This is a genomic window from Rufibacter sp. XAAS-G3-1 (assembly GCF_013623775.1).
Lineage (GTDB): Bacteria > Bacteroidota > Bacteroidia > Cytophagales > Hymenobacteraceae > Nibribacter.
In genome coordinates this window covers 315,122-328,686 of record NZ_JABFAM010000007.1, presented here as the reverse complement: position 1 = coordinate 328,686, position 13,565 = coordinate 315,122, and the positions used below count along the sequence as shown (strand labels likewise).

The window sequence follows — 13,565 nt, the reverse complement described above, 5'->3', positions numbered from 1 at the left end:
CCTCTGGTTTAGCAGCAGCCAGAACCTGGGGTGCAACTGTTAGCCGAAAAGTTGGTTAATTCTACCAGTTGCACTTTCTGCTTTTCTGGGGCTGGGGCGCAGCATTCCTCCCCTTTTTCGTTGGTTCCGCAGCTGCCTCCGCGCTCAATGGCTTTGCACTGCACAAAGTCAGGGCTTAGGTTCACAACCAGATTGTCACCTGACACTAAAAACTGGCCGGGGTACATCTGGCGGGTGTCAAACTGGGAATTCCCGAACTCTATCTTCACCATAGCCAATGGATTGATGGGCAGCACCTTTTCCACCACTCCAATAATTGAGAGGGCCTTGCTAGCTTTCATTTCCCGCTCACTGTCTCTCTGCTCCGGCTCCCACAGTTGCACGATCACCTCAGTCCAGGAATTCATTACCCCGCCGCAGTCAACCGACACAATTGGGGCCTGCTTTATTTCTGTGATATGGTAAGAAGCGTCAACCAATTTTGCCTGGGCGTACTGAAACTGGAGATGTAATTGGGGGTGCTGTAGCAGTTCGTTCTTGAAGTTCTGCCAGTTCATGAAATCTGTCCTGTTCATATTATCGTTATTTGACGATGAATTAAATCAATTTTTTTAGCAGCAGTTGTCCTGGCACGCCACGGGGCTGGAGAACAGGTGCAGGAAAACATCGCGCATTTTTTCCCACTGGTGTTTGTCAATGCAATAGCAAACGCTTGCCCCTTCCACGGTTCCCTTTATGAGGCCAATAGCCTTCAACTCTTTTAGATGCTGGGAAACCGTGGCCTGCGCCAAAGGCAGTACCTCTACCAAGTCGCCACAGATACAGGTCTGCCGGTGTAGGAGGTGTTGGAGAATCGCCACGCGGGCAGGATGCGCCAGAGCTTTGGCCAATGCTGCCACCTGGTTTTGCTCCTCCGTGAAATCCTGTGTTTTAGTGACTCCCATGATCAGCCTTGAATATTCATCGCAATAATACGATTAATATTCTTAAAAGCTACTTTTGGCGCTGTTTTGAGTTTTTCATCAACCGGCATTTAGAGCAGTTCCTCTGGGGCAAACGTCAATTTTAGGTTGTTTTTATGAAAACAGGTGAAAAACCAAAGGCTTAGCTGTACACTCCCGTAAGCATCGGCTTGTACTGCCGTTTTCTGCCCGTTTTCATGAAAACAGGCAGAAAACTCTAAACAGCTTCAGCTTCCTGTTTGAAAGAAAACAGTGTGCACTTTGGTTGTTTATCAAGGGGAGCTTGGCCTCTGACGAGAAAACCGGTTAAGAGCCTGTTTACATTTCATCTTTGCGCTGCAAACGGCCATAGAAAGAACCTGCGTTCGCGGTTGCGTCGCCCCGTAGCACTGCTACGCGGCTCAAAAAACGCTTCCGCAAAACGTTTCTCTGGCCGTTTTCGCCTGTAAACCTGAAATTCAAATATGCTTAAGAAATGCTTTAAAACACAAAAAAGCATTCAATGCGTAAAAGAAACCGAGATGGGAATGGAGGGTTGGTTACTCCATAACAAGTACCCCCAAAACACATCAAAACAATGCATAATTATTCTCTTAGATAACCAGTCTGCCCACCCATGAAACCAAATGACAACCCACAGAACAATAGCCGCCGAACTTTCCTGAAGGGACTGACCTTTACCGTAGGTTCTTCTATCATTGGCTTTCCTCTCTTATCCTGCGGCTCTGAGCAGGCCGGGAATGTTACCTCTAGCCAAGTAAGGCCCCCTGAGAACGCCGGTCAGCAAAACCGGAAGTTGGGGATTGCCCTGGTGGGGCTTGGCGGGTACAGCACCCACCAGCTTGCCCCTGCGTTGCAAGAAACCAAGAACTGCTATCTGGCGGGCATTGTCACCGGTACTCCTTCCAAAGCCGAGGCTTGGAAAACCAAGTACAACATCCCTGACAAGAACATTTACAATTACCAGAACTTTGACCAGATCGCCAACAACAAAGACATTGATATTGTGTACGTGGTCTTGCCCAACGCCATGCACGCCGAGTACACCATACGGGCGGCCAGAGCCAAGAAACACGTGATCTGCGAGAAACCAATGGCTACGTCGGTGGCAGACGCGCAACGCATGCTGGAGGCTTGCCGCCAGAACAATGTGCAACTGGCTATTGGCTACCGCCTGTACTTTGACCCTTTCCACCAACGTGTAATGGAGTTGGGACAGAAACAGGTCTTTGGGAAAGTGCAGAGCATTAGGGCGCATAACGGTTTTGAGATGGGCGAAAGATCAGCTGGCAGTTGGCGGGTAGACCAAGAACGCGCCGGCGGCGGGCCTCTCATGGATATGGGCATCTACTGCGTGCAGGCCGCTTGTTACACCATGGGGAAAGCACCCATTGCCGTTACCGCTACGTTTGGCGAGGTGACCAAGCCAGAATTATTCAAGGAAGTGGAGCAATCCATCAGTTGGCAGATGGAATTTGACAATGGGGTACTTGCGGAATGCCACAGCAGCTACGCCCAGAGAGAGGATTTACTGGAGGGCAAAGCGGAGAAAGGCTGGTGGCGCCTGGGGCCTGCCTTCGGGTATGAGGGCAAACAAGGCGAAACCAACCAGGGCAAGATGAACTACCCCAACATCTTTGAGCAGGCCCTACAGATGGATGGCCAGGCCGAAAGCTTCAGAAACAACAAACCCTCCATTGTGCCCGGTGAGATGGGTTTGCGGGACGTAAAAATTTTGATGGCCATTTATGAATCTGCCAGGTTAGGAGGAAAACGGGTCGCCATTTCCTGATAAGTGCCATCAAAGTAAGATCAGAAGAAAAGGGTACTCTGGGCCAAAGATGCTTTCTCCCCAGAGAACCCTTTTTGACTATGAGTGATTTCCTTCTAAGGCTGAGGTCTACAAAGGCTGATGGTGTAAGAATAGCCGCAAAGGTGTTGCTTGGGAGTTACGCGCGAGATAACTACCCAAGTAAACGGCCTGCACTACTACGGGCTAAGCGATCAGAAGCGCTTCAGAATTACCTCTGCTTCTCTTCCATCTCATCCCAATAACCCTGTTTCATCTTCCTTAGAAGCGAAAACATGCGAACCTAAACGGGTCCGATATATGTCCGAACCCCAAACAAAAAGCCCTGTAAGTAAACTTACAGGGCTTTTATCTATTCACTTGCAGAGAGAGAGGGATTCGAACCCCCGGACCCGCAAAGGTCAACGGTTTTCAAGACCGCCGCAATCGACCACTCTGCCATCTCTCTAAATGTGACACAAAAGTAAGGGGTAGAAGGGTTCCTGTCAAGTACCAGGCACGCATTTTTCGCTTTTTTCTGGTAAAACACGCCGTTAAAACAGCTTACGCCCTGAAAACCATGTTTCTAGAACTCAAATTATTTTTCAATGAGGTCTACTCTCGTTCTTTCAGAGCATGAAGTGACAACTGTTTTAGGCCTGTTTTCCCGAAAACAGGCCTAAAACACCCTATACCTTCCCTCTTACCAGGCGTTTGGTCAACGCGTCTATGCTGATGTTCACCTCAAACCCCACAATCAAACTCATGCACACAAAGTCCAGCCAGACCATTAAACCAATAAGGGCGCCTATGGAACCGTAGAACTTATTGTAAGAGTCAAACTTGCCTATGTACAGCGAGAATAGCCAGGAAACCAGAAAAATGAGCACCGTGGCTACCACAGAACCCGCCGAGACGAACGGCCACTTGTCATGTACCGCCGGCACATAATAGTAGATCATGGACGTGGCCAGAAAGAACAGCAGCACCACCGCCACATATTTCACGGAGACAATCAGCCCGTAGGTGAAGGATTCTGTGACGATCTCATAAAAGACCAGCGCATCCAGAATATACGTCCCGAAGAAGATGGCCGCAATGGCCAGAAACAGAATCAGCGCCAGGGCGATGGTCAGCAAGGTGGCAATCACGCGTTTGCGCAGGTACGTGCGTCTCCTAAAGGTCTTGTATTTCTTATCAAAGGCATCCATCAAACTCATGATCCCGTTGGTAGACAGCACCAGCGCAAAAAGAAAACCGAAGGACAGCAAGCCCCCGCGCGGTTTGTTCACAATGTCTTCAATGGTATCAGCGGCCACCACGTAGATTTCGGCGGGCATCATATCACCTAACAAAATGAGGATATCACGGTCCAGGTTGCCTATGGGAATGTAGGGAATGAGCGTAAACAGGAAGATGATGGTGGGGAAAATAGCCAGCGTAAAGTTGAAGGCCATGTACGAAGACCGTTTAGTGAGCGAGTCCATCTTCAGCTCGTCCAGCATCACCTTGAGCACATGGTACACAGACACCCGGTCCTCCCCAAAACGCAGCCGTTTCAAGAGAATGATGAATTTCCGGTACCACCGGTACTCGTGCAGGCGCTGGGTCAGGCTCATGCGGTAAAATGCGGGGCTATCTTCTCATGAATATACGCCGGAATAGCCGTGGGCCTACTACTTTTCATGGCAACAAACACCATCACCGTTTCGCCAATGTTCAGAAGTTCCTGCGCCTCATTGTACACCTCGTATTCAAATTTGATGCGGGCTCCCTGGGGTTTCGTCTTTAGAAGCAGCCTGACGGTGAGCAGATCATCATAGCGGGCGGGCCTTATGTACTTGCACCTAAGTTCCAGCACCGGCATCATCACGCCCTGGGCCTCCATCTCTTTGTAGTTGATGCCCAACTGCCTAAACGTCTCGGTACGGGCCACTTCATAGTAAGCGCCGTAGTTCCCGTAGTAGACGTAGCCCATCTGGTCGGTTTCGGCGTAGCGCACGCGAATCTGTACTTCTGATGTAAACACAGTTTTTCTTTTTAGCGACAGTCTCCGTTTTGGCGGTGTTTTCAAGAAAACGGCCCTTAAACAGGAGAAGGAAACGAAGATCTAACGTTGAGGTAAGTATACGGTCAGATTAACCCTCCATTTCATCCTCCTGACAGGAAAAATGGAGGGTTTATGCGTTTTGAAGCCCATTTCCAGAAAACAGGCTCAAAACCCAGGTCTTACCGCATGATGTTGCGCTGGTTCATGGCCGCGTGGAACCGCTGGGCGTTCCGCCGATGCTCTGCTTCGGTCACCGCAAAGGCGTGGTAGCCCGAGAAGTCTTCCTTGGCGCAAAAATACAAGTATTCGTGTTCCTCGGGGTTCAGGACAGCGTTGATGGACGTGATGGACGGCAGATTGATAGGCCCCGGCGGCAAGCCTTTGTTCAGGTAAGTATTGTACGGTGACGGGGTTCTCAGGTGCACGTTGAGCACCCGCCGAATGGTAAAGTCACCGGTGGCGAACACCACGGTGGGGTCGGCTTGCAGGGGCATGTTGCGTTCCAGGCGGTTCAGGTACACCCCGGCAATGCGGGGCCGCTCATCGGCATGCACAGATTGCTCGGCCTGCACAATAGAAGCCAAAATAGACACCTCTTTCTGCGAAAGCCCCACGTCCTGCGCTTTGGCTTTGCGCTCCTCGGTCCAAAAATTGTCGTATTCCTTTTTCATGCGCTTCATCATGTCTGGGGCCGAAGTAGTCCAGTACATCTCATAGGTATTGGGGATGAACATGGTGAGGATGGTGGTGGTGTCAAAGCCCAACTGCTTGGTGAACGAGGGGCTGTTGAGCAAAGAATCAATCTCAGCGGGCGAGGCACTGATGAAGGTGCTCAGTTTCTGGGCGAGGTCTTTTTTCAGGCGCACGTTGGTGTACGTCAGCTTTACGGGGTCTTGGTCGCCGGAGCGGAGTTTGGCGATGAGTCTGTAGTTGGTCAGGCCATCTTTTAACTCATAGCGGCCGGGTTTCACCAGCTCGGGGTAGTCCATCAGTTTGGCCATGAACCTGAGCGACAGCCGGTCAATGACTACTTTTTTGGCGTCAATAGAATCCATGGCCTGCTCATAGGTGGCCCCGTTGGGAATGAGCACATACACCGGTTCTCCCTTGTTTTCCACGTTAGCGGTATAGACAATCTGGTAGGCATAGTAAGAGAAGCAAACGAAAAGGAACATCAGCAGCACCAGGACATAAGTCCACTTGCTTGTCTTACGGGGCGTACGCGACCCTCTGGGGCCACGCCTGACAGGTATGTTTTGTTCTGACATAGTAAGCAAAGGTACAAATTTAATGTGCTAATGGGGAAATGTGCAGAGGTGCTAATTCATTAGAAAGACATCCTTTTGCTAGCGCAAAAGGTATGTACCTCCTGCTTTTAACTCATTTTCTACAAATCAGCTTAAAAACGCAAATTTACGTTTAAGCGTATGGGTTGAATGATGACAGGAAGTTCAGACTCAAAAAGCTGTGCTTTCAACTGTCTTTGCGTGAATCTGTCTTGACTTGTTACCCCATTCACGAAACAGCATATTTGCACTTTCACCCATTAGCACATTAAACCCATGGCACAGGCTACGCTCCTAAGAATACACCCAGACAACCCGCAACCCAAAGCCATTGCCCAGGCAGTGGAAGTTCTAAGAAAAGGAGGTTTGGTCATTTATCCTACAGACACCATCTATGGCTTGGGCTGCGACATTCATAACGCCCGGGCCGTGGAGCGGCTGTGCCAGCTACGGGGCATCAACCCGGCCAAGGCGCATCTTTCGTTTATTTGCCATGACCTCACCCACATCTCAGATTACGCCAAAATCTCCACCCAAACCTACAAGGTGATGAAGAAGGCCCTGCCGGGCCCGTTCACATTTGTGCTGGAGGCCAGCAGCAGAGTACCCAAGGTAGGCGGCAAAAGAAAGGAAACGGTGGGCATCCGGATTCCGGACAACAACATTTCCCTGTCGCTGGTACGGGAACTGGGCAACCCCATTGTTTCCACTTCCATCCATGATGAAGACGAAGTGGTGGAGTATACCACTGACCCGGAACTGATCTATGAGAAATACCGCCATCTGGTAGATTTGGTCATTGACGGCGGGTTCGGCAACAACGTGGCGTCCACGGTGGTCAACTGCGAAAACGACGAATTTGACGTGTTGCGCCAGGGAGCGGGTGTTATTGAAGAATTTCTGTAGAAATTCTCAGTCCTGAGTTCTGAGTTCTGAGTCCTGGGTTCTCAGTCCTGAGTTCTGAGTCCTGGGTTCTGAGTTGAGAACTGCTTTTAAGCCAGTTTCGGGAAAACAGCCTAAAAACGGAACGCCTTGCCATGAACTGCAAGGCGTTCCGTTTTTGATTGATGCCAAGAGTCAACCGGTGATGTAAACCCTTACTTCAATGGCTCGCTGCTCCTGAGTAGTATTATCTACCCGTACCCTAAAGAAAAGCCGAATGACATCACCTACGGCTAAGGTAGGCATTTGAGCATCGGTCAGCACTGCCGGGAAGTTTGCGGTAGAAATAGTATAGGTAACCATGTTGCCGGGTGCCCCGGTCAAAGTAGTTGGCAGATTACCGGCTGTGTTTAGGTGGATAGGCGCATTTGGAACCAGGTTGGCCGCCGTTGTAGGTACCGTTGGGCTGTAATTTGGAGCGGTTGGGGTGCCGTTTCGGAAACGTTGGCCTGTCACACTCGTCAATTCCTGGATGGTTCTGCCTTCTGGCACCTTTAGCTGGACAGAAATCTGCCCCGCCGCAATAGAGTTTTGCTTGATGATGTAGGCATTGTCCTCCATACGCGCCACGCCGTTTGACTCCACGGCCTGCGGAAAGGTGATGGCCGCCGCAGGAGCTGGGTCTGGGTTCAGAAGCCCGTCATATTCATCATTTTCACATGCACTAAGGGCTACAAGCGCCATGCTAAGAAATCCCAGGTATATTTTTTTGATTTTCATATCTTTCTAAGGAGTTAGGTCTACTAAGTGATTGAACAGTAATAGCTATATCTTTTTCTCTCCTTGTCCTCCTGAAAGAATCTCGGTGGCGAACGGCAATGGCGTTTATCTACCGCTTTTCCAGTTCGCCCACAAGATCCTTTCAGGAAAACAAAATAGATAGTTTAATTTGTCCTGCTACTTATGTTACTGCATCCACCAAACAGGAACCAAGAAGCCCGCCGGATACACGTCAAGCCCCGCAGGAATATTATCTCTATTGGCCTGCAGCTCGCTAAGGGCGTAGGGCCATCTGGTTGGGATTCTGTTCACGCCTACCAGCGCATTCTGCGGCAATGCCAACCTGGGGTAACCGGTACGCCGGTAATCGTTGTAGGCCTCGTAGGCATTACCAGCCGAAGACACCCATTTGTCCCTAATCAGCACGTTCAGCTTTCCTTCGGCGGTTGGTTTTGCATTGAAGGCGGCCACCCGGGAGTTTGTATAGGCCTGGGCATCTGCCGCAAAGTTGGCAGGAGTGTAAGTGGCCCCCAAGAATGTGGAGATGTCACTGAAATTCGCCTCCAATGCCTGACGGTACAGTGCCGCCGGATCACCCGTGGTGCCCAGGGTAAGAGCGGCTTCCGCCAGCCAGTAGTACACCATGTAAGAGGTAATGAGGCGCATGGGAGCCTGGTCGTTCGCTGCGGCTACATTGATGGTTCCGTCTAGGTTTGTCTGCCCCCTACCCACTATATACAGTCCCCACCGGGACCGGTTAGGCGAAGTAAAGTTCAAGAGAGTATGGGCTCCGTTTTCGTACCCTATATAAGTACGCGTGGCCGCGCTGGTTCCCGTCTGGGTGAGAATGGCTGGCAACCGTGGATCATTGAGCACCCGCATAGAATCCAGAAACCGCGTGCTGGCAATCATGTCGTTAGGCCTAGTCAAGTGATTGTACTGATACAAGGGGTTCTGGGCACCGGAGGAGGCGAAAAAAGGCACGTTGAAATTATCAGCGTTGGAGGCGATGAACTTGTTCTGGGTGATCAGTTCATTTATCCGGGCGGTGGCATTGGCTGCGTCTTTTTTTCGGCTCTGGACGTAAAGTTTCAGTTTTATAGAATTGGCCACCCTAGTCCATTTATCAATATTCCCGCCGTATATCAAATCACCTTCCCCTGCAGGAATCGCGTTCGTCTTGTTCAGATCGGCCGCTGCCTCGTTTAAGATGGTAATGATTCCCGCATAAATATGTTGCTGCGGATCATACGCCGGGGTAGCCGATCCTTCAATGTTAAGCGCTTGTGAGAAAGGTACGTCTCCCCATATATCAGTGGTAACGGCCCACACATACGCCTGTAGAATTCCCGCCATGCCCGCATGGACGAAGTTTCCTTCTTCCCGCCCCTGTACCTTCACTTGCTGTAAATCATCCAGCAGATTGGAGTACATCACCGTCCACTCATTGTCCAGTTCTGCAGGCCCAATGCTGTACCGGTCATAAGGGTCTGACTGGGTACCGGTGCCCGCCATCTGCTGCACCCACAATGAACTCACGAGCTGAATGGTGTTCCCCATCACAAAGCCTACCCCCAGCTCTGAACCAGGAAGTATGTACTGCACCCCTGAAGTAGGCAAGTTATTTGGGCTGGTGTTTACGTCCAGAAATTCGTCACAGGAGCTAATCACCACCAGGCCGGTTGCCACCAGTACATTCATTGAAGCTTTTATAAATCTTTTCATAATACTGTTCTCCTAAGTGCTTAGAATGTGAATCGAAGATTTAAACCATAGTTGCGCACCGACGGCGGTGAGTTGAACTCAAAACCCCGGGTATTGGCACCTAACTGGTTAGACTCCGGATCAGCGTGCGGAAGATTGGGGGCGTAGAACAACAAGTTGCGGCCCGTAAGAGAAACATTGATGCCTTTGAAAGGCGTTCTGGCCAGCAAAGCGGTGGGCAGGGTATAGCCAATGCTCACTTCGCGCAACCTGAATACGGAGGCATCAAACACCGCAAACTCTGAGGCATTATTAAAGTGCGCCCAATATTGCTGCGCCGTAATCTGGATGTTATTAGGCGTAGTAGTGGCTTCGCCCGCTTCATTCGCCAACACCCCTTCAAACAGATGGGGCTGCTCCCGGTTTTGGGCAGTTTCTTCCAAAACACCCCTAAAACGGGCTATCTGCGTCTGCCTTGAATAGAAGTCACCGCCATGCACATATTGCACCAGCGCACTTACGCTAAATCCTTTAAAGGAAAAGGTGTTGGTCAAACTAGCCCACCAGTCAGCGTTAGGGTCTCCAATAATTTGGGGGTTGGGGTCTACAATGGGCAAACCATTGGTAGGGTTAATGATTAATTGCCCTTCTGGGGTTCTTCTGAAGGTACTGCCTTGTAAGATACCAAAGGGCATGCCCGGCTGTAACAAGGGGCTTAACCCGGTAAACCCGGCACCGCTGCTACCGGTGGTTGGGTCCACATAGCCAGTTGACAAGTTGAACTGATCCAACCCTGGGGCAAGTTCTACCACCTTGGTCTCCAGTCTGGTAAAGTTGGCCCCTATGTCCCACCTGAACCCTTCTTCTATGCTCACAGGAGTGACATTGGCTGAAATCTCCCAACCTCTGTTATCAATTCTACCGGCGTTTGTGGTGAAGGTGGAGAAACCGGTAGAACTAGGCACCGTCAGGTTCAGGATCTGGTCTGTGGTACTGTTGTTGAAATAGTTCACGTCTAAGGTAGCCTTGCCATCATAGAAGGTGAATTCAGCGCCAATCTCATACGATTTCTTGGACTCTGGCTTCAGGTTCTGGTTCCCGCGTCTGTTGTTTCTGGTAAATGCGACGGTTGAACCATTGAAAGGGAAATTGAGACCGGCCACATTATTGCCAAAACTCTGGGTCACATAGAAAGTGTTGGTTAAGTAGGGGCTTGTATCATTTCCCACCATGGCATAGCTGGCTCTCAGTTTACCATAACTCAAGATACGGTTACTGATCCCCAGGGCATCTGTAAAGACAAAACCAACACTAACCGATGGGTAGAAGTAACTGTTATTGGCAACTGGCAAGGTAGAAGACCAGTCATTTCTGGCGGTGAATTCGGTAAACAGCCAGTTTTTGTAATTCAAGCCCAACTGCCCGTAAAGCCCCACTAACCGTCTTTCAGAAGTGGCGTTGGTGGCGAAGGTGGTAGAAGGCAAGTGGTTGGCCAGGTTGTAAAAATCTGGCACCAGCAAATCTTCTGCCCTAATGGAGTTCTGTCTGGTCTGAATGGTATTGACCTGAGTTCCTACCAATGCCCTAACATTGAAATCTGGGGTAATGTCTTTTTGGTATACCCCAAATAAATCATGGTTGACAGACATAAACCTAATGTCATCATAGAGTTGTGATCCTTTGCGGTTTGTGGCGGTGTTCCCATTGGAGTTGAAAGAACCATAGCCGTAAGCCTCCAGACGATCATCAGAATATTGATCCAGCCCAATGCGGTAAGTGGCGGTGAAATCTTTCAAGAACTGCGGGTTGTAGTTAAAGGTGGCACTCACAATAGACCGGTTCACCTCGCTATCATAGAAAGATTCATTAATACTCCACATGGGATTATCCCGGTTGAGCTGGGTAAACAAGGTAGGCGCCTGCACCCCTGACCGAAGCTTGTACGGCACATTCTGGATGTCAAAACTTCTGGGAATGAAGGGCAACGTAAACCAGGGGCTGGCACCGGAGTTCCCCTGCAGTGACCCCTCCTGGTTTGTCTTGGCATACAGAATGGAAGCGTCTACTGAGAACCCATGCCCCAAGGTGGCATTACCGGCGGCCCGCAGGGTGTATCTGTCTAAGCCGCTGTTGGGGATAATTCCTTCCTGGTTGGTGGTGTTGGCACTGAAGATGTACCGCATTTTCTCATTCCCGCTGGAAAGCGTGATGCCATTGTCCCAGATGCGACCCGTCTGGAAAAAGTCTTTCACGTTGTCTTCATAAGCGCGATAAGCCAATCGTCTCATTGGATTGTCTGCCACATTGGGCACAGAGTCCAGGCCAGGTGTTCCGAAACGGGGCCCCCAGCTATCTGTGGAAGCCTGATTGTACCGGCCGTTGATGCCCTGCCCATATTCGTTCTGATACTTAGGTAGCCCATACACCTGCTGTAAGTTATAAGAAGATGTTACCGTTATTTCCACATCGCCAGCCTTGCCTCTCTTGGTGGTGATAATGACAGCCCCATTACTTGCCCTAGCCCCGTACAAAGCGGCCGCGGCAGGCCCTTTCAGTACCGTCATAGACTCAATGTCATTGGGGTGGATATCAAGGGCCCGGTTAGAGTAAGCCGCTCCCCCAACCGTTGGGCTGGAAGAATAAGTAGTATTGTTGCTGATGGGCACCCCGTCCACCACAAAGAGCGGTTGGTTGTTACCAGTGGCGGAGGATAGCCCCCTGATAAAGATCTGCGACCCGGAGCCGGGCATCCCGTTGGAAGAAATAATTTCAACCCCGGCCACCTTTCCCTGCAGGGCGTTTATCACGTTAGGCTCAGACTTCTGGGCAAGCTGTTCTCCCTTTACATCCTGCACCGCATAATTTACCTCCCTTCGTTGGCGTTCAATCCCCACTGCGGTCACCACCACCTCGCCTAGTTGCTCAGAATCTTCAGCCATGGTCACGTTTAGGGCAGACTGGTTCCCTACTTCCACCTCACGGTTTAGATAGCCAATGTAGGTAAACACCAGTGTTCCACCCTGCGCCGGTACCTGAATGGAGAAATTGCCGTTGGCATCCGTAGGAACGGCGGTAGCGGTTCCCCTCACTTGCACCGTAACACCGGGCATTCCCTCTCCGGCAGGCGAAGTTACTTTTCCTGTGACAGTTCGTGTCTGAGCCCATACCTGGCTAAGCAGGCAAAACACCAACACAAATGTGATTAGTAGATTCTTCCTCATAAGATTTAGGTTTGTTTGTAAGATAAAATGAATGCCTTGGTGATCGTTCCTGCAGAGACGTTTAAGGCTATCTCTCTTCATGGACAGCAAATACTCATTACAGGCTGCGGCTTCGCACAAATTATTTTGCCTTAACTTGAAGCCTTGTAGCCCTTGAATGAGACCACAAAGCCAGTTTAAGAGGGAGATCGAATCTAAAACCTAGTAAGGGAAACCCCTTTCATTAAGCCTGCATCAGGCACAGAAAGGGCTAAGATTTTAGCGTAAAAATTCTGGGTCAGGCATTTTATGCCTTTTGCGATATTCTTTAGGGATAGTTGGGCGAGAACCGCTTACTGGCATACCCAAAGTGCGGCATTACCTTACAGGCACTATGTCAGGCTGTTTGCTTCTTTGTAAACCAGCGGCTTATAAAGCTTCCTAAAATTTAATTGATACTGATCTTTCCGTTCCAAGAACCCGCCTGTAGCGGGCTGTTTCTGCGCAAGCAATAAAATTTGGTTAGTAGCCCTATGCCCAGCCACTGCACTTGCGCCCCTCGTGTCCTATAATTCCAATTCTATCTTTTAGAAATCTAAGTACATCAACAGCTAACAACTTAGCAAAATATTAACATTACTTAACAGATCCGTTAAAACGGCCTAGTGCTTTGTAGTAGCTAAAGAGTAATTGTATGCACCTCAGGAAGTCTCTTCTTTTCAAAGACAAGAGAATTAACAAGAGGCTGCATGTCAAGAGGGAAAAAATTCAAAGAGGACGAACTTTGTTTCCTTTGTCCAATGGGTGGATGTACTGAAGAGGGAAGTCTTTCCCCTATGAAGTTTCAGGCTGCTTTGCCAAAAAGACCCAAAGAACACAGGTGAAGTTCCGCCAAACCTGGCAAACAGATTC

Annotated in this window: 10 protein-coding genes and 1 tRNA gene; 2 read left to right on the top strand and 9 right to left on the bottom strand. The window is 50.0% G+C overall.

The features are described from left to right. Window positions 1–8: 8 nt before the first annotated feature. A complete protein-coding gene (locus HHO50_RS09880; RefSeq protein WP_181305847.1) occupies window positions 9–575 on the bottom strand; it encodes a DUF6428 family protein in 567 nt (188 codons plus the stop codon). A 36-nt stretch (window positions 576–611) separates the two neighbouring features. After that, window positions 612–944 (bottom strand): helix-turn-helix transcriptional regulator, encoded by a 333-nt coding sequence (locus tag HHO50_RS09875; protein ID WP_181305846.1) that lies wholly within the window; start codon window positions 942–944, stop codon window positions 612–614. A gap of 634 nt (window positions 945–1,578) precedes the next feature. Here HHO50_RS09875 and HHO50_RS09870 point away from each other — a divergent pair. Beyond that, window positions 1,579–2,754 carry a Gfo/Idh/MocA family protein gene (locus tag HHO50_RS09870; RefSeq protein WP_181305845.1) on the top strand — a complete coding sequence of 392 codons (1,176 nt, stop codon included), beginning with the start codon at window positions 1,579–1,581 and terminating at the stop codon, window positions 2,752–2,754. Between the two features lie 381 nt (window positions 2,755–3,135). On the opposite strand, the gene HHO50_RS09865 is transcribed toward HHO50_RS09870, so the two are convergent. From HHO50_RS09865 to mltG, 4 genes are all read right to left on the bottom strand, one after another. Beyond that, a tRNA-Ser gene (locus HHO50_RS09865) sits at window positions 3,136–3,220 on the bottom strand. Window positions 3,221–3,440: 220 nt separating this feature from the next. Then, on the bottom strand, window positions 3,441–4,370 hold the full coding sequence (locus HHO50_RS09860; protein WP_181305844.1) for a YihY/virulence factor BrkB family protein: 930 nt from the start codon (window positions 4,368–4,370) through the stop codon (window positions 3,441–3,443). Next, complete coding sequence (locus HHO50_RS09855) at window positions 4,367–4,780, bottom strand: thioesterase family protein (protein WP_181305843.1); 414 nt, start codon at window positions 4,778–4,780, stop codon at window positions 4,367–4,369. The genes HHO50_RS09860 and HHO50_RS09855 overlap by 4 nt, the downstream gene beginning before the upstream one ends. Before the next feature lie 200 nt (window positions 4,781–4,980). Further along, window positions 4,981–6,069: an endolytic transglycosylase MltG gene (gene mltG, locus HHO50_RS09850; RefSeq protein ID WP_181305842.1), complete on the bottom strand. Its 1,089-nt coding sequence runs from the start codon at window positions 6,067–6,069 to the stop codon at window positions 4,981–4,983. A 294-nt stretch (window positions 6,070–6,363) separates the two neighbouring features. On the opposite strand from mltG, the gene HHO50_RS09845 reads away from it, so the two are divergent. After that, complete coding sequence (locus HHO50_RS09845; RefSeq protein ID WP_181305841.1) at window positions 6,364–6,993, top strand: L-threonylcarbamoyladenylate synthase; 630 nt, start codon at window positions 6,364–6,366, stop codon at window positions 6,991–6,993. 171 nt (window positions 6,994–7,164) lie between these two features. Here the strand turns inward: HHO50_RS09845 and HHO50_RS09840 are convergent, their stop codons facing one another. From HHO50_RS09840 to HHO50_RS09830, 3 genes are all read right to left on the bottom strand, one after another. Beyond that, window positions 7,165–7,749, bottom strand: a complete 585-nt coding sequence (locus HHO50_RS09840; protein ID WP_181305840.1) for a hypothetical protein — start codon at window positions 7,747–7,749, stop codon at window positions 7,165–7,167. A 186-nt stretch (window positions 7,750–7,935) separates the two neighbouring features. Then, window positions 7,936–9,474: a SusD/RagB family nutrient-binding outer membrane lipoprotein gene (locus HHO50_RS09835; protein ID WP_181305839.1), complete on the bottom strand. Its 1,539-nt coding sequence runs from the start codon at window positions 9,472–9,474 to the stop codon at window positions 7,936–7,938. 20 nt (window positions 9,475–9,494) lie between these two features. Then, a complete protein-coding gene (locus HHO50_RS09830; RefSeq protein ID WP_181305838.1) occupies window positions 9,495–12,674 on the bottom strand; it encodes a SusC/RagA family TonB-linked outer membrane protein in 3,180 nt (1,059 codons plus the stop codon). Between the last annotated feature and the right edge of the window lie 891 nt (window positions 12,675–13,565).